This window comes from Pseudomonas sp. LBUM1653 (assembly GCF_059716115.1).
Window position 1 is genome coordinate 4,640,991 of the sequence record NZ_CP166803.1, and the last position, 17,713, is coordinate 4,658,703.

A 17,713-nucleotide genomic window follows, 5' to 3' on the forward strand; every position below is an offset into this window, starting at 1 on the left:
GATGAGTCTCTATCAACTGCAAGACCGCACCGCGATTGTCACCGGTGGCTCATCGGGCATCGGCCTGGCCTGTGTCGAACTGCTGCTCGAAGCCGGCGCGGCCGTGGCCTTCTGCGGTCGCGACAAAGATCGCCTGCGCAGCGCCGAAGACACGTTACGTCAACGCTTTCCAAAGGCGCAGTTGCTGGCTCAGGTCTGCAACGTCCTTGACGCCGACTCGGTCAACGCCTTTGCCGCCGCCAGCCTTGCTGCATTGGGACCGGCCAGCGTGCTGATCAACAACGCCGGGCAAGGTCGCGTGTCGACCTTCGCCGAGACCACCGACAGCGCCTGGACCGAAGAGTTGAACCTGAAGTTTTTCTCGGTGATCAACCCGGTCCGCGCCTTTAAGGCACAGCTGCAAGATCAAGCGACCGCCGCCATCGTCTGCGTCAATTCGCTGCTGGCCAGCCAGCCGGAACCGCACATGGTCGCCACCTCGGCCGCTCGCGCAGGGGTGATGAACCTGGTGCGTTCGATGGCCACCGAATTTGCCGTCGAGGGTATTCGCGTCAACGGCATCCTCATTGGCCTGGTCGAGTCCGGGCAATGGCGCCGACGTTTCGAAGCCCGCGAAGAACGGGATCTGGACTGGACCCAATGGACCGCCCAGCTGGCACAAAAAAAACACATTCCCTTGGGGCGCCTGGGCCTGCCAATTGAAGCGGCCCGCGCAATCCTTTTTCTGGCTTCGCCTCTGTCGTCTTACACCACCGGCAGCCATATCGATGTTTCTGGAGGCCTGTCCCGCCATGCGTAATGAAAATACTGTCACCGTTGGCGCTGCCATCACCGCGTTTCTCGAACAATGCGATGTGAAAGCCGCGTTCGGTGTGATCTCGATCCACAACATGCCGATCCTCGATGCCTTCGCCGTGCGCGGCAACATCCGTTTCGTCATGGCCCGCGGTGAAGCCGGCGCTACCAACATGGCCGACGCCTATGCCCGTACCACCGGTGGCCTGGGTGTTTGCCTGACGTCCACCGGCACCGCGGCCGGTAACGCCGCCGGGGCGATGGTCGAAGCGCTGACCGCCGGCACGCCGCTGCTGCACATCACCGGACAGATCGAAACGCCGTACCTGGATCAGGAATTCGCCTACATCCACGAAGCCCGCGATCAGCTGACCATGCTCAAGGCTGTGTCGAAGGCCGCGTTCCGCGTGCGCAGCGTCGAAACCGCACTCAGCACCATGAAGCTGGCCGTGCAGACCGCCCTAACCGCGCCGACCGGACCGGTCAGCGTTGAGATCCCGATCGACATCCAGTCGACTTTCATCCCGATGCCGACCGACCTGTCGCCGCTGCCCGTTCCGGTTGCCGTACCCGCCCCGGAAGCGCTGGACCTGGTGGCCGAGCGTCTGGCGACGGCCACCCGCCCCCTGTTGTGGCTCGGCGGCGGCGCGCGGCATGCCGGCCCGCAGGTCAAGCGTCTGCTGGACATGGGCGTCGGCGTGATCACCTCGACACAAGGTCGCGGTGTGGTCAACGAAGATGACGAACGCTGCCTCGGTGCGTTCTCGCAAAACAAACTGGTCGAGCAATTCCTGCAAAGCTGCGACGCCCTGCTGATCGCCGGTTCACGTCTGCGCAGCAACGAGACGTTCAAATACGCGCTGAAGCTGCCACGCAATACCCTGCGCATCGACGCCAACCCGGCCATCGAAGGTCGCAGCTACAACAGCGAACTGTTCATCTGCGGTGATTCAGCGCTGGCGCTGGAAGGCCTGGCGGATCGCCTGGAAGGTCGCCTGCACATCGACCCGACGTTCCTCGTCGAACTCAAGCAAGTGCGTGAAAAGTCCCGCACGCAACTGATCGCCGATCTGGGCCCGTACTCGGCCATGGTCGAACAGCTGCAAGCCCTCACCGGGCGCAATTTCTCGTGGGTGCGCGATGTAACGCTGTCCAACAGCATCTGGGGCAACCGCCTGCTGACGCTGTTCCATCCACGCGCAGGCGTGCATGCCTTGGGCGGTGGCATTGGCCAGGGTTTGTCGATGGGCATTGGCGCGGCCGTTGCGGCAGCGGAAACGGCACCGGAGCGCAAGGTCTTCGCCCTGGCTGGAGACGGCGGTTTCATTCTCAACCTCGGCGAGTTGGCGACGCTGGTGCAAGAGAACGCCAACGTGGTGATTTTGCTGATGAACGATCAGCGCTACGGGGTGATCCGCAATATTCAGGACGCGGTGTATGGCAGTCGCCATTGCTACGTCGACCTGCACACACCGGATTATTCCAAGCTGGCCGAATCACTGAACCTGCGCCACGGCCTGGTCACCGACCTGAAGGATTTCGGCAAGGTCGTCGATGGTGCGCTCGCGCAGCCGGGACCGTTCCTGCTGGAAGTGGACATGCTCAGCGTCGGCGGCTTCGCCACCCAGTTCGCCGGTCCGCCCAACAGCGAAACCAAAGCGCAAAAAGCCACGGCCTGAGGACTTCGCCATGTTGCATATCACCATGATCGGCTGCGGCGCCATTGGCGTCGGCGTGCTCGAACTGCTGGAGAAAGACCCGCAGTTGTGCATCGACTACGTCATCGCCTCGGCCGGTTCCGAAGAGCTGGTGCGCCAGCGGCTGGCCAGTTTCAAACAACCGCCGCAAGTGCTGACGGCATTGCCGGCCGACGCGCGCCCCGACCTGCTGGTCGAGTGTGCCGGTCACAAAGCCATCGAAGAACACGTGTTGCCGGCCCTGGAGCGTGGCATTGCCTGCCTGATCGTCTCGGTCGGCGCGCTGTCCGAAGTCGGCCTGGTGGAACGCCTGGAGGCGGCCGCCGAACGCGGCCAGACCCGCATCGAATTGCTGCCCGGCGCCATCGGCGGCATCGACGCCTTGTCGGCGGCCAAGGTCGGCGGCCTGGACTCGGTCAATTACACCGGACGCAAACCGGCGCGGGCCTGGAAAAACACCCCGGCTGAACAGGCTTTTGACCTGGACAGCCTCACCGAAGCCACGGTGATTTTTCAGGGCAGCGCGCGTGAAGCTGCCCACCTCTACCCGAAAAACGCCAACGTCGCCGCGACCTTGTCGCTGGCCGGGCTCGGCCTGGATCGCACCCATGTGACCCTGATCGCCGACCCGCTCAGCGAGGAGAACGTCCATCACTTCGAAGCCCGTGGCGCCTTTGGCGGGTTCGAACTGAGCCTGCGTGGCAAACCGCTGCTGGCCAACCCGAAAACCTCGGCGTTGACCGTTTACAGCGTCGTTCGCGCCTTGGGCAACCACGCCCACGCGATTTCGATCTAGGGGACTGCGATGACTCTCGAACAGACTTTACCGATCTGCATTGCCGGCGAATGGCGCCAGGGGCGCGGTGAACGCTACGCCTCGTGCTACCCCGCCACCGGCGAAGCCGTTGCCTGGCTCAACGCTGCCAGTGTCGACGATCTAGAAGACGCCGTGCAAGGCGCCCACCAGGCGTTTTTGCACAGCGGCTGGGCGCAGCGCAAACCTCATGAACGCGCCAGCGTGCTTTATCGCATTGCCGAGCTGATCCGTGAGCAAAGCGAAGAACTGGCGCAATTGCAGCGCCAGGACAATGGCAAGCCGATCAACGAAACCCGAGCCCTGGTGGCCAGCGCTGCCGGCACCTTCCAGTTCTTCGCCGCCGCCTGTGAAACCCTCGAAGAAACCATCACGCCATCCCGTGGTGATTTCGTCAGCATGAGTGTGTACGAACCAATGGGCGTGATCGCCGCGATCACCCCTTGGAACTCGCCGATCGCCAGCGAAGCGCAGAAGGTTGCGCCAGCGCTGGCGGCAGGCAACGCGGTGGTGATCAAACCGGCGGAAATCACTCCGTTGATGGCCTTGCAACTGGCGCGCATCTGCGAAGATGCCGGGTTGCCGAAAGGACTGCTCAGCGTGCTGCCTGGCAAGGGTTCGCTGCTCGGCGATGCGTTGACGCGTCACCCGCTGGTCAAGCGCGTGTCGTTCACTGGCGGCACCAAAACCGGCAAGCACATTGCCCACATCGCCGCCGACAAGATGATGCCGGTGTCGCTGGAACTGGGTGGCAAATCGCCGACCATCGTCCTCGACGACGCCGACCTCGACCACGCGGTGGCCGGTGTGCTGTACGGCATCTTCAGTTCTTCGGGCGAAGCCTGCATCGCCGGCTCGCGGTTGTTCGTCGCCCGCGCACTGTACGAGCCTTTCATGGCGCGCTTGGTGGCGGCGGCGGCCGAGCTGCGGGTCGGTGATCCGGCGGATGAACGCACGCAAATGGGCCCGCTGATCAGCGCCGGTCACCGCGAGTCGGTGGAGCGCTATGTGGCACTCGGGCTGGCCGAAGGCGGACGTCTGTTGCTCGGTGGCAAACGTCCCAGCGGCGGCATTTACGATCAGGGTTATTACTACCCGCCGACCATCCTCGAAGGTTTGAACAACCACCAACAGGTATGCCAGGAAGAAATCTTCGGCCCGGTGCTGGTGGCCATGCCATTCGACGACGAAGCGCAGTTGCTGGAACAGGCCAACGACAGCCTGTACGCCCTCGCCGCCGGCATCTGGACTGGCGATTACAAGCGAGCCTGGGCACTGGGTCGAAAAATCCAGGCCGGTACGGTGTGGATCAACACCTACAAACAGTTCTCGATTTCCACCCCGTTCGGTGGCTGGCGCGACAGCGGCCTGGGCCGAGAAAAAGGTCGCCTGGGCATCCTGCAGTACATGGAACAGAAAAGCCTTTATTGGGGCATGAATGAACAACCGCTGGCCTGGGCCGGTGTGCAACCTGAGGTAGGACTATGAGCGTTTTAGGCATTGATGAAGTTACCTATGGCGTCGAGGACCTGGAGACCAGCACGCGGTTCTTCAGCGACTGGGGCTTGAGCAAAGTCAGCGAGCAGCCTGACGAGGTGATCTTCGAAACCCTCAACGGTTGTCGTGTGGTGCTCGCCGACATCAACAAGGCCGACCTGCCACCGGCTATCGAACCCGGTTCAACCGTGCGCGAAGTGGTCTGGGGCGTCGAAAGCGACGCTGACCTGAAGCTGTACAGCGAGCGAATTGCCAACGACCCAGGCTTCATCGAAACGGACGGGCGTATCGGCTGCACCGACCCCAATGGCCTGGCGATCCGTCTGCAGGTGACCCGCAAGCGCGAAATCGACATCGAGTGCAGCGGCCATAACACCTGGCAAACCAAGGGCCGGATCAACAAGGCTGCGCCGGTCTACGAACGCGCAACACCCATCGAGGTCGGGCATGTGGTGTTTTTCGTCAAGGACGTCAACGCCTGCGAAGCCTTCTATCACGAGCGCTTCGGCTTCCAGGCCTCTGACCGCTATCCGGATCGCGGCGCGTTCCTGCGCACGGCTGAAGAAGGCGGTCACCACGATTTGTTCATGCTGCAACTGCCTGCCCCTCGCGCCGGCCTGAACCACGTCGCCTTCACCGTGCGCGATGTGCACGAAGTATTCGGCGGCGGCATGCACATTTCCCGCAGCGGCTGGGCCACGGAAATCGGCCCGGGGCGCCACCCGGTGTCTTCGGCGTTCTTCTGGTACTTCAAGAACCCGGCCGGCGCGTTGGTCGAGTACTACGCCGACGAAGACCAACTGACCGGCGAATGGGAGCCACGCACCTTCGAGCCCGGTCCGACAGTCTTCGCCGAATGGGCGATTGCTGGCGGCATCGATGGCAATACCCGACGCCAGCAAAACGTCGAGGCGCCGCAAGGCAAGTTCCTGACCGACAAACCGAAATCCTCAGACGGAGATCAATGAGATGCGTAATACCGAACCCTATCTGCAGCCCAATCAGGCCCGTATACGCCCGAATACCCAGTTCGAGGATTTGCTCGGCGACTCCATCGAGCGCGCCTTCGGCAACGGCGTGACTGAGCTGCCCGACCTTCTCGCGCACCTGAACCTGGCCGGCCCGCCCTGCCCGCTGACCACCGGTGAGTGGACAGCAGACGCCTATAAAACCCTGATGGCTCGGCTGGGCGAATGACCCGCCGGAGGTAAATAAGAAATGAACATGAACACAACCGTCGACCCTGTAGAAAACCTCCTGGCAAATGGCTTGAAGAACCTCTGGTTCCCGGTGCTGCCTAGCGACCAACTGGGCGAGAAGCCGGTGTCGATTCGTCGACTGGGCTACAAGATTGCCTTGTGGCGCGACAATGACGGCAGCGTTCATGCCCTCGAAGATCACTGCCCGCATCGCGGCGCGCCGTTGTCCCAGGGCCCGGTATTGGGCGATCGCCTGCAATGCCCTTATCACGGCGTCGAAGTGCGCTGCGATGGCACTGTCACCAAAGTGCCCGGCAGCCCCGGTTGCAAACTCGAAGGCAGTCGCCCGACGCGGATGTTCCACACCCGTGAAGCCGCTGGCGCGATCTTTCTCTACAACGCAGCCGAACCGCACGTTGAAACGCCACCAGAACTGGTGCTGCCCGAACAACTCACTTCCCCCGAGTGGAGCAGTTTCGTCTGCTACGCCGAGTGGAAAGGCGACTACCGCTATGTCATCGACAACGTCATGGACCCGATGCACGGCACATACCTGCACAAGATGTCGCACTCCATGAGCGAAGGCGAAGCCACCGCCAAATTCGTCACCCGTGATACCGACAAAGGTTTCTTCTTCGAGAAGGAAGGCCAGCGCGGCGTGAACTTCGACTGGACCGAATTCATGGACGACAGCTGCCACTGGCTGCGCCTGGAAATCCCCTATCCGAAAACCGGCGGGCCGGGCGGCAACTTCACCATCATCGGCAGCTATACACCGAGCAGCCCCTCCTTGTCGGCCGTGTTCCACTGGCGTTGCCGCCCACTGACCGGCTGGCAGCGTGATACCTGGCGTTTCCTCTACAAAAATCGTCTGGAAGCACGCCACTGGGCGGTACTGGAACAGGATCGGGTGCTGCTCGAATTCATGGAACCCGACGCCAACCAGCGGGAAAACCTCTACCAGCATGACCTTGGTGTGGTGCGCCTGCGTCGCTACCTGAAAAACGCGGCCAAGACCCAGCTTGAGCTGATCGACGCGAAGCAGTTGCCATGAACCCGATCGTGCAACGTGTTCAGGCCGGCGCGTGTGTCGATTTGCGAATTGTCGAAAAGAGGTGACCGATGTCCCATTCCTCCCCCCTCACCGCGCTCGTGCATACCCTGCGCTACGAAGCCGAAGGCATCATCAGTGTCGAGTTGCGGCCCTATGGCGACACGGTGTTCGCCCCGTTCGAAGCCGGCTCGCATATTGATCTGCATCTGCCCAACGGGTTGGTGCGCAGCTATTCCCTGCTCAACTCGCCGAGCGATCGTGGCCGCTATGTGGTCGGCATCCTTCGCGATCGCAACAGCCGTGGCGGTTCGGAATATGTGCACGGGCAACTACGGGTCGGCATGCAATTGCCGATTTCGTCGCCACGCAACAACTTCCAGCTCGACCTGAGCGCCAGACACAGCGTACTGGTGGCCGGCGGTATCGGCATCACGCCGATTTACTGCATGTTCCGCCAACTGCTGGCACTGGGGAAATCCGCCGAGCTGATCTACTGCGCCCGTTCGCGGCAGGAAGCGGCACTGGTGGAAGAACTCAGCGGCCTGAGCGCCAAAGTGGTTTACCACTTCAACGACGAAAAAGGCATGCCGCCAGACCTGAGCGCCTACCTGGCTGGCAAGCCCGACGATACGCACTTTTATTGCTGCGGTCCGACGCCGATGCTCGATGCCTTCGAAAGCACCTGCGAAGGCCTCGGCTATCCCCATGCGCATATCGAGCGTTTTGCCGCGGCTGAACTGCCGCCGTCCGAAGACGCACAGAGCAGCTACAGCGTCGAGTTGAAAAAGTCCGGCAAAACGCTGTCCATCGAGCCGGGGTTGAGCTTGCTCGATGTGCTGCTTGAGGCGGGTTGTGATATTGAGCACAGCTGTCGCGAGGGTGTGTGCGGTTCGTGCGAAACACGCGTCCTGGAAGGTGATGTCGACCATCGTGACGGCGTGCTGACCAAAGCCGAACGTGCGGCGAATAAATCCATGATGGTGTGTGTGTCGGGTTGCAAGAGTCGGCGATTGGTACTCGATTTGTAATGTCTTGGCAGTTTCATCCATTAAACAGGCCGGACATTATTGGCTGATACTGATCACTTAAGCATTGGATTGGGTGTAGATCCGTTGCTGCGGTAACGGCTGCTAATGGTTCCGCCCTTACGGCGAGTCACTTGGAAAAACGGAACGCCGCCCGGCCTGTAGGAGCGAGCCTGCTCGCGATGGAGGTCAACGATGACGCGGGGAGCCTGACACCCCGCGGTGCTCTCAGGTTTTTCGTCGGAACGCCGCCCGGAGCATGCTCGCTCCTACAGGGGTCGCCGCGATGGGCCATCCTTGGCCCAGCGCGGCTAAACCGGCGTCCTGCCGGTTTACCCACTGCGCAATGTCTGCGTTCGGCCATCGTGGTTAACGGGGCACCCAAATCTAAAGCCAAAGCGAGGCGGCCTGACAGCCGACCTGACTTTTACGACTGTACCTGATCCCCTGTGGGAGCGAACCTGCTCGCGATGGACGTCAACGATAACGCGCCCTGTCTGGATGAACGCGTTGTCTGGACATTAATCGCGAGCAGGCTCGCTCCCACAATTGGATCGCGGACAGACCTGCAATCAGGTCGGCTGTCAGGCCGCCTCGCGTTGCTTTTGCTTTTGATTTTCTTGCCCCTTCACGCCCTGAGCCTTTCCGTCAACCCGTGGCTACCTCCTCTACCAACGTTGATCCACGCCGCGTCAAAACCTGTGGGAGATTTGTTGTCTGAGTACATATCTATTGCTGCGGTAACGACCACTTAGGGTTTCGCCCTTACGGCGACTCACTTTTCCAAACGCCGGAATGCCGGCCCAGCGAAAAGTAAGCAAAAGGCTTTGCCCCACCACTCGGTGCCTCGCTGTGGCTCGGCATGCCCTCACTCCGGCATTGCTCCGTGGGTCGCCGCGATGGGCCATCCCTGGCCCAGCGCGGCTAAACCGGCGTCCTGCCGGTTTACCCACTGCGCAATGCCTGCGTTCGGCCATCGTGGTTTAACGGGGCGCCCAAATCTAAAGCCAAAACGAGGCGGCCTGACAGCCGACCTGACTTCTACGGCTGTACCTGATCCCTGTGGGAGCGAGCTTGCTCGCGATGGACGTCAACGATAACGCGCCCTGTCTGGATGATCGCGTTGTCTGGACGTTCATCGCGAGCAAGCTCGCTCCCATAGGGGAATGCGGACAGACCTGCATTCAGGTCGGCTTTAAGGCCGCCTCGCTCTGCTTTGGCTTTTGATTTTCTTGCCCCCTCTAGAGGCCGAGTGGAGGTTCTGCGCAGTGGGTAAACCGGCATGGATGCCGGTTTAGCCGCGCTGGGCCAAGGATGGCCCATCGCGGCGGGCCCACGGAGCAGGACCGGAGCGAGGGCATGCCGAGCCACAGCGAGGCACCGAACGCCAGGGGCAAGAGCCCTTGGTTACTTGGGGCTTTTCCAAGTGACTCGCTGTAAAAGCGAAACCATAGGTGGCCGTTACCGCAGCAATGGATATACACCCAACCCAACCCAACCCAACCCAACCCAACCCAACCCAACCAAAATATGCACCTGCTAACTCCCCCCCTGAAGTGCACAGCATGACCGACATTATTATCGGCCGTTTTTATGCGTGAGAAGTAAGAACGCACAGTTAACGTGCAGTTTCGTTACCCCCTGCCCTCTCTGTTTCGCAGGCAATACATAAAAATGCGTTTCCCATATAAACAATTGTTTTTTCTGGATTTATTGCCAACCCACAAGCCAGGTCCGGACTGGCATGGTTTCTGCTCTATCTAGATCAGATTCATAGGTCAGACGCCGTATCACCTACGAAACAGTCAAAACAAAAACGCACTGAATAACAGCAACACATAAAGCCTTCCTCTTATTGCCACTTCCAAGGCAAGCGGGAAAGTGTTGCCAGTCACTTTGCAGTGCTCAACATCGCAGGGGAAGTCAACATGAAGAAGTACGTTATAGGTCTGGGACTGATAATAAGCAGTTGCGTCAGTTTCGCAGGCGAACCCGGCCCTGCCGCCCCCGTGACTTCGACCACCGGCAAGAAGCCGTTTCCGCATATCGCCTGGCGTAGCGATGACGGCCAAAGCAGCCTGGACATCGGCGGTGCCTTGCGCACCAATTACCGCGACGAACATTGGGACACCACCGAAAACAATGGCCGGTTTCTGTTCGACACCTTTCGTATCGATGTGCAAGCGACTTACAAGAACCTCTACAGTGATGTCGGCTACTGGTTCCAGGACGACGGTAAACGTTCCATCGATCGCGGTTTCGTTGGCTATCGCCTGAACAGCAATTCCAATCTGCAAGTGGGCGCGCCGTTCAAACCGTTCGGGCTGGAACCCTACCCGCAATTCGGCTGGAGCTATCACTTGCCCTTCTTCATGGGTTACGGCGTCAGCGCCGGCACGGGCTTGAAGTACAGCTACAAGGACAATGACTGGGACCTGCAACTGGGCTACTTCCCGCGCATGTTGCCGTCCGACATTCGCTACTCGCCGGAAGTCGGGCGCTACGCCGACCTCAAGGACAATGCCATCCCCTTCACCCAGTCACGCCAGGACAACGAGAAACACAACCAGCTTAACGCCCGCGTCGCGCGGACCTTCGTCAACGATGGCTGGAAGACCGAAATCGGCGCATCACTGGCCACTGCCCAGCTCTATAACGCCACCACCAAAGATGACGGCGACTATTGGGCCGGTGGCGTCCACGCCATCATCAACGCCGGCCAGTGGACCGTCAGCACCCAAGGCATTCGCTACGAGTACGACCCGAAAAACCCGACTGGCGTCAGCGACGATTCAATACTGATGGGCAGCAACGGGCTGACGCCCGCTTACCTGATTGCCGCCAAAGCCACCATCGCTTCGTTGAACGTCAGCTACGACATCGCGACGCCGAAATTGGGACCGTTGAAGAAAATCAAACTGTACAACGACTACAGCCGCATGATGAAAGACAAGAGTGGGTGGGACGACTCGCAGATGTACACCGTTGGCGCCCAGTTCCTGGCGATGCCGATCATGGCATGGGTTGATTTCACCTGGGCGAAAAATGCCAATCCCTATGGCGGCGCGGAAAACGGCACGGGGTTTACCAATACCAGTTCGATTGGCAGTAATCAGTGGTACTACCGAACAAACATCAATATCGGGTACTACTTTTGATTCGCGGAAAATAGCTGTTGCAGCGGGTCGATTGTTGCCCTTCGTGACAGGCGTCAATCGGCCCTGTGCGGCACCCGCTCGCTGAAAACGAATGAGCATTGCCATTACCTATAATAAATACTTCCATTGAGTCTAATGCGTCGATATGAGCGGACTAATATCAAAAGAACAAGTAAATGCTTTTTAAATATATAATTGCAAGTTGGCAGAGTTTTTTTTGTCGATCATGAAGATCAAGAAAGTCCCACCGTTTTTTCATAATTCATGGAGGATCTTTCAATCATGTACGAAAAAATTCTAGCCAGGCTGGGCGGCATTGCGATTACCGCATTTTTCCTCGGCGCAGGCTGCTGCGTCGCTGGGGATGATGTAGAAAACAGGATCAGGGCTGTCGTGGACGCGGCTATCCGACCGGTTATCCAGGAGTATGGCATTCCTGGCATGGCGGTGGCCGTGACACTCCATGGGAAGCAGTATTACTTTAACTACGGCGTCATCTCCATGGAGGAAGGGAAGCCGAAGGTTACCGAGGAGACGATTTTCGAGATCGGCTCGATTAGTAAAATCTTCACAGCGACCCTCGCATCCTACGCGCAGGAAACCGGAAAGCTCTCCCTGTCTGATCCAGCAAGCCAATACCTGCCTTCGCTGCGTGGCAGCAGTTTCGACAACATCAGCCTGCTCGATCTTGGAACCTACACGGCCGGCGGTCTGCCGCTGCGGTTTCCGGGCGATGTGGACAGTCATGAAACGATGATCGGTTATTACAAAAACTGGCAACCGAACTATGCCGCCGGAACAATGAGACTCTACTCGAATCCGAGCATCGGTCTGCTCGGCTTTCTGACCGCCGAGAGCATGGGGGAGCCTTTCGAAGATCTACTGGAAAAGAGGCTGTTTCCGATGCTCGGCCTGAAGCACAGTTACGTCAGGGTTCCTCAAGCGCAGATGAGTCACTACGCGTACGGCTATAGCCCAGAGGGCGTACCGTCCAGGATGGTCCCAGGTGTTCTGTATGCCGAGGGTTATGGCGTGACATCCAGCTCGGCGGACATGATTCATTTCGTCGAGGCCAACATGCAGAAGGTGGACCTGGATGAGCCTCTACAACGTGCGATCACTGCAACGCATATAGGCTACTACAAGGTCGCAGATATGACGCAGGGCTTGGGATGGGAGTTTTACCCCTACCCGATAGAGCTCGACCGCTTGCTCGCTGGCAACTCGTACCCAATGATCCTTGAGGCCCATGAAATTACCCGGCTCAACCCTCCGCTGCCACCGCAGGGTAACGTGCTCATCAACAAGCCAGGCATGACGGACGGTTTCGGCGCTTACGTGGCCTTTGTTCCAGCCAAGAGCATGGGCATCGTGACGCTGGCGAACAAGAACTATCCCCTCCCTGCGAAGGTGAAAGCCGCCCATGAAGTATTGACGGCCCTGGATACCCGGATTGGATCAAGTACAGGTCAGTGAGCGCTTGATACCGACCGTCCCTTAAACCTGTCAGCGAGCGGATATTGCTCCAGCTAACCGCGCATAAGACTAGGGTGAATGAGCAGTTCCATTCATGGGCGGAGTTCATCGCATGGTATATGACGCAAGCATCAACACTCGCTTCAAGGATGAAACCGATGGGCTGACTGGCGAATACTGGGTGGAATCCTTGCCGGACGGTACTCCCATACTGATTCGTGAGTTGGCAGAGTCTGATCGAGAGCGCGATTTAGCCTTTTTCAACGAGCTGGGCAAAAGCAAACCGCATTTTCATTTTCTTGCCTCGTTCAGCAATCTGGTAGAACCCCACGACCAGCTCATGGACATCAATCTGCACAATCGCATGGCCTACATTGCTCTGGCATACGAAAGCAACCAGCTTATTGAAATCGGCACCGCGCGTTACGGGGCATACGAAGGCGATGCTCATTGCGAGTTCGCCGTTGCCGTTGGTGACCGGTGGCAACGACGGGGTGTCGCCACTGCGCTGTTACAACATTTGATGGACACCGCAACATGCCAGGGCTTCAGCAAAATCTCTTCAATGGACTCGTCAGGTAACGAGCCGATGCACGGCTTGGCCATGAGTATGGGATTTACCAGCAGAATCGATGACCAGCATGGGCCGCAGATTTTTCATGAGTATATTTTAGCGCCCTAATTTTAAAGGGACTGCCCGGCCAATAACACCCGGTGACTGGAGCGATGGCAAATGTGCACCTATGCTTGACCTGCTGGAAGAATTGATCAAGCAGACTGTGCTGCTCCGACAATGGTGCGCAACATTTGTAAGTGGTCATCCGGGCGATTAAATGTCAGTACCACTCAGTGATGACGAGAGCGCAAGGAGATTGATAAACCGCGCCCTGAGAAATGTCACTGCGCCATTAGTTCCTAAGTTTGGGTAGTCAACGCGTTTGGCATCCATCAGGGAGAACTTCATGACGCAAATTCTCAAACCAACAACCCTTCTGGCAACCTTTGCCGTGCTGGCGCTACCTGTAATAAGCGCGGCGCAGGCGGCCAGCGAAATCCCCCCGGGAATCACTACACCCGATCGCATCGAGACCCGTATCGGCACATTGGAGTTCAAGGACGGCGCGCCGAGCGTAAAAACCACACAGGATGTCTACGACACCCTGGCTTTCACTCGCGGCATAGACGCGTTCATGAACAGTTTTTCAGGCGCATCGGCCTATGCCATTCGCGAGGGCTTCCACAGCATTGGGGCAGACGACAATACGGTGATCATCTTCTCCGAGTTGATGGACTCCCAATCGCTGTTTCTCACCGCCAACGCCGACACCATCTATACGCTCTCGGTCCTCGACCTGACAAAGGGACCGCTGGTGGTTGAAGTGCCACCCAAATCGCTCGGCACGCTCAATGACATGTGGTTCGGCTGGATCATCGACCTTGGCGCCCCTGGCCCTGATCGGGGTGAAGGCGGCAAATACCTGATCGTGCCGCCGGACTACGACGGTCCGCTTCCAGACAGTGGATACTTCGTAGGCCGATCGAAAACCAACCATGTGCTGTATGCCGTTCGTGCATTCATGGAGAACAACGATCCCAAGCCCGCTGTCGACCTGATCAAGGACAAGCTGAAGATTTATCCCTACACGCCAGGCGGCTACGGCACCAGCATTGCCACGGCACTCGCAGGCCAAATCAGGCTGGAGCCGAGTCCTCCGATACCGCCGACGAAATTCGTCGAGGGCACCGGCAAGTCTTTCAACACCATTCCCCCTAACGACTTCGCCTATTTCGAAACGCTCGACAAGCTTGTGCAGCTGGAACCCGCCACCTCGTTCAACCCGGAACTCCTGGGCCAACTGGCGGCCATTGGCATCGTGAAGGGCAAGCCCTTTGCTCCGGACGAGCGGATGAAGAAGATCCTCACCGACGCGGCCGCCGTGGGCAATGCGGCAGGGCGATCACTGAACTTTCGCGCTGCCGATTATCCCGGCTGGGCTTACTACCCGAATTCGATGTGGGCCAACATGCTATGGCAGGGTGGTTTCGACTTTGAGACACCGCCACCCATGATCACCAAGGAAGGCTTGTTCAAGGCATTGCCACCGACCGGTGCACGGACCCTCGATTCCCGCACGGCTTTCTATTACGGCTACACCATGGATTCACCGGGGATGATCATGCGGTTGCCCAACGTGGGCTCGCAGTACCTCATGGGCTTCTCGGATGCGCAAAAGAATCCCTTTGATGGCGGCAAGACCTATAAAGTGACTCTGCCGCCGAAGATTCCAGCGGCGAAATTCTGGTCGTTCACCGTCTACGACAATCAGACGCGGTCCATGCTCCAGACGCCGCAACGCTACCCGCGCGCCGGCAGCCAGACCTACCCTTCGCCCGCCGCCGTCGAGAACGCAGACGGGTCCACAACAATCTATTTCGGTCCTTCCAAGCCAGCCGACGCCAAGGCGGGTAACTGGATTCAGACCACGCCTGACAAGGGCTGGTTTACGATCCTGCGCCTCTACAGCCCACTTGAATCGTTTTTCACGAAAACCTGGCGACCGAGCGAGCTCGAACTGGTTCGGTGAGACATGTCAGCACACCACTCGGCCGGTGCTGACCGCGATGTTGGCGCCTGCCGAACAGGAGGGAACATGCGAATCTAACTACCGCTAACGCTGCTGTCGGGCGCTGTTCTCGCTGTGCAGAGCGGCTGGGTACAGGCCGAGGATTCAGCAGAATTGGCAAAGAAGGCACTCAACCCGGTCGCCGCGATGTACAGCCTTCCGGTGCAATACAACTGGGACCAGAAGATGGGGTCGACCGGTAACGGCATGCACAGCGTCACCAATATCCAGCCCGTGCTGCCCTTTCGTTTGAGCGACGACTGGAACCTGATTTCGCGCACCATCCTGCCAGTGATCGACCAGCACGGCCTGGCACCGAATGGCGCGGCGGATAAATCCGGCATCGGCGACGTGACCCAGAGTTTTTTCTTCTCGCCGACAAAACCCACCGACAGTGGCTGGATCCTCGGTGTCGGGCCAGCGCTGTTGATTCCAACCGGCAGCGATAAACTGCTCAGCAGCGAGCAATGGGGCCTTGGCCCGACAGCGGTCGCGCTAAAACAGTCAAACGGCTGGACTCGGGGCATTCTCGCTAACCATATCTGGGGGTTGGAGGACAGCCCTGCGGATGACAAGGAAAAGGTCAACCAAACCTTCCTGCAACCTTTCCTCTCGTACACCACCGCTACCTTCACCACTTACGGGGTGAACACCGAGTCAACCTATAACTGGCAATCACGGGAGTGGTCAGTACCGGTCAACCTGACGGTCACCCAGCTGCTGAAAATCGGCGGTCAACCGCTAACGGTGCAAGCGGGTCCACGGTACTGGCTCGACAGTCCGGAGGATGGCGCGCAAGGCTGGGGCTTTCGCGTGGCCGTGACGTTACTGTTTCCACGCTGACGGGTAGATAAGTCAGGCGAAATTGACAGGACTTCTACATCATACGAATGGCTGCATTGGGTCGATCGCAGCCCTTGCAGACAGGCGGTAATCGGAGTTTGGCGACATCACTGTCGCGTTAAAACGCGACAGTGATGTCACCAAATAGTAGTCAGGCGTATTGGCTGGAGAAGTTGCAATGACAACAATCGATGTGAAATCCCGATTCGAAGCAAAGCTTCTTCGTCCGGCGAAGCCTGGTAATGACACGTCGTGGGCGTTCGTAGTATTGCCAAGAGACGCGAGTGAACAGCTTCCGAGGCGAGGAAGGACGACAGTTGAAGGCACAGTCAATGGGCACCCTTTCCAGGCAACCCTTGAGCCGGATGGTAAGCTGAGCCATTGGCTGCAGGTAAGTAGAGAGTTACTCGAAGCCGCAGGCGCGGCCGTTGGGGATGTCGTTACACTAGAGCTAACCCCAGTGAAGAAGGAACCCGAGCCTGACATCCCAGCAGATTTTCAGGAGGCACTGGCAGCCACTCCTGAGGCTTGTAAAGTTTGGAAGAATACGACGACCCTCGCGCGAGTAGACTGGATACACTGGATTACTTCAGCCAAACAACTTAAAACGCGCGCAAAACGAATTGGTGATGCCTGCGATATGCTTGCATCCGGCAAGAAGCAGGTTTGCTGTTTCGACCAGTCCGGCTACTACAGTAAGGCCTTCTGTGCGCCCGAGGCAGAAAATTTTTAAATGGAACATTCCGTTGAATACGCCTGACAATGCGTCCAAATCGTTCGCTTCGTTCACCGGGACCGGCTAAAGCCGGCCTTTTAGCTTACTTGTTATGAATGTCTACAAAGGGTCGTTTGCTGCCTTCCAAAAAAGATCGTTTTGGGTTGTTCCAGCCAATGGTAAAAGATATGCCCCCTCCTGGAAAACGCTCACTCCAGCAACGAAACCAGACGCGGTTCAATCGCCCCCTCTTGCACTTCAAGCAACGCCAACGTCACCGGTAACTTGAAACGCCGCGGCCCTGCACTGCCTGGATTGAGAAATAGCCGTTCACCGCGCCACTCAATGCGCGGCTTGTGGGAATGCCCGGTAATCACCAGCCTCGTGCCTGGCTCCAGCACTACCGGAGCATCGGCAATGTCATGCACCAGCAAAGTCTGCCATCCCTCAAGCTCGAAACTCAGGTGGTCGGCGAGATGTTCCGCCCACGGAGTCGCCAGGTCATTGTTCCCACGCACGACATGCAGCGGCGCAATCAACGCCAGTTGTTCAAGAATTTCCGGCTTGCCGATGTCGCCCGCGTGAATGATCCGTTCACAGCCCATCAACGCCGCGAGCGCTTCTTTGCGGAGTAAACCGTGAGTATCGGAGATCACGCCAACTTTCATGCAAGGCTCCAGTCCAGCTTCAAGAATGAACACGGGTACTTATTCGGGTATTGCCCAACTCCGGCGTTTGCGTGTTCCGGGATCAGGTGCTTGACTCACCCGGCATACACGCAACTTCACGGATGTTCGTCAGCAATACCTTAGATTC

Annotated in this window: 15 protein-coding genes; 14 read left to right on the forward strand and 1 reads right to left on the reverse strand. The window is 58.6% G+C overall.

The genetic code is table 11. The features are described from left to right. The first annotated feature begins 1 nt into the window (after nucleotide 1). From ACA054_RS20815 to ACA054_RS20880, 14 genes are all read left to right on the forward strand, one after another. Nucleotides 2-799, forward strand: a complete 798-nt coding sequence (locus tag ACA054_RS20815) for an SDR family oxidoreductase (protein ID WP_497685949.1) — start codon at nucleotides 2-4, stop codon at nucleotides 797-799. Further along, nucleotides 792-2,474 carry a thiamine pyrophosphate-binding protein gene (locus ACA054_RS20820; protein WP_497685950.1) on the forward strand — a complete coding sequence of 561 codons (1,683 nt, stop codon included), beginning with the start codon at nucleotides 792-794 and terminating at the stop codon, nucleotides 2,472-2,474. The genes ACA054_RS20815 and ACA054_RS20820 overlap by 8 nt, the downstream gene beginning before the upstream one ends. A gap of 10 nt (nucleotides 2,475-2,484) precedes the next feature. Beyond that, entirely contained in the window at nucleotides 2,485-3,288 is an 804-nt protein-coding gene (locus ACA054_RS20825) for an aspartate dehydrogenase (RefSeq protein ID WP_497685951.1), read from the forward strand. 9 nt (nucleotides 3,289-3,297) lie between these two features. Next, nucleotides 3,298-4,794, forward strand: coding sequence for an aldehyde dehydrogenase (locus ACA054_RS20830; protein ID WP_497685952.1), 1,497 nt, complete (start codon nucleotides 3,298-3,300; stop codon nucleotides 4,792-4,794). Beyond that, nucleotides 4,791-5,771, forward strand: coding sequence for a VOC family protein (locus ACA054_RS20835; RefSeq protein WP_497685953.1), 981 nt, complete (start codon nucleotides 4,791-4,793; stop codon nucleotides 5,769-5,771). Before ACA054_RS20830 ends, ACA054_RS20835 begins: the two co-directional genes overlap by 4 nt. 1 nt (nucleotide 5,772) lies before the next feature. After that, complete coding sequence (locus tag ACA054_RS20840; protein ID WP_497685954.1) at nucleotides 5,773-6,000, forward strand: recombinase-like helix-turn-helix domain-containing protein; 228 nt, start codon at nucleotides 5,773-5,775, stop codon at nucleotides 5,998-6,000. Between the two features lie 21 nt (nucleotides 6,001-6,021). Continuing rightward, nucleotides 6,022-7,056 carry a Rieske 2Fe-2S domain-containing protein gene (locus ACA054_RS20845; protein ID WP_497685955.1) on the forward strand — a complete coding sequence of 345 codons (1,035 nt, stop codon included), beginning with the start codon at nucleotides 6,022-6,024 and terminating at the stop codon, nucleotides 7,054-7,056. A 68-nt stretch (nucleotides 7,057-7,124) separates the two neighbouring features. After that, nucleotides 7,125-8,084 (forward strand): PDR/VanB family oxidoreductase, encoded by a 960-nt coding sequence (locus ACA054_RS20850; protein WP_497685956.1) that lies wholly within the window; start codon nucleotides 7,125-7,127, stop codon nucleotides 8,082-8,084. Between the two features lie 1,925 nt (nucleotides 8,085-10,009). After that, nucleotides 10,010-11,239 carry a putative porin gene (locus ACA054_RS20855; RefSeq protein ID WP_497685957.1) on the forward strand — a complete coding sequence of 410 codons (1,230 nt, stop codon included), beginning with the start codon at nucleotides 10,010-10,012 and terminating at the stop codon, nucleotides 11,237-11,239. Nucleotides 11,240-11,521: 282 nt separating this feature from the next. Further along, nucleotides 11,522-12,715: a class C beta-lactamase gene (gene ampC, locus ACA054_RS20860; protein ID WP_497685958.1), complete on the forward strand. Its 1,194-nt coding sequence runs from the start codon at nucleotides 11,522-11,524 to the stop codon at nucleotides 12,713-12,715. Nucleotides 12,716-12,827: 112 nt separating this feature from the next. Beyond that, nucleotides 12,828-13,397: a GNAT family N-acetyltransferase gene (locus tag ACA054_RS20865; RefSeq protein ID WP_497685959.1), complete on the forward strand. Its 570-nt coding sequence runs from the start codon at nucleotides 12,828-12,830 to the stop codon at nucleotides 13,395-13,397. 280 nt (nucleotides 13,398-13,677) lie between these two features. Continuing rightward, nucleotides 13,678-15,300 carry a DUF1254 domain-containing protein gene (locus tag ACA054_RS20870; RefSeq protein WP_497685960.1) on the forward strand — a complete coding sequence of 541 codons (1,623 nt, stop codon included), beginning with the start codon at nucleotides 13,678-13,680 and terminating at the stop codon, nucleotides 15,298-15,300. A gap of 90 nt (nucleotides 15,301-15,390) precedes the next feature. Continuing rightward, nucleotides 15,391-16,182 (forward strand): transporter, encoded by a 792-nt coding sequence (locus tag ACA054_RS20875; protein WP_497690350.1) that lies wholly within the window; start codon nucleotides 15,391-15,393, stop codon nucleotides 16,180-16,182. Between the two features lie 178 nt (nucleotides 16,183-16,360). Next, nucleotides 16,361-16,915, forward strand: a complete 555-nt coding sequence (locus ACA054_RS20880) for a DUF1905 domain-containing protein (protein ID WP_497685961.1) — start codon at nucleotides 16,361-16,363, stop codon at nucleotides 16,913-16,915. A 191-nt stretch (nucleotides 16,916-17,106) separates the two neighbouring features. Here the strand turns inward: ACA054_RS20880 and ACA054_RS20885 are convergent, their stop codons facing one another. Continuing rightward, nucleotides 17,107-17,565: a metallophosphoesterase family protein gene (locus tag ACA054_RS20885; protein ID WP_497685962.1), complete on the reverse strand. Its 459-nt coding sequence runs from the start codon at nucleotides 17,563-17,565 to the stop codon at nucleotides 17,107-17,109. Nucleotides 17,566-17,713: the final 148 nt, after the last annotated feature.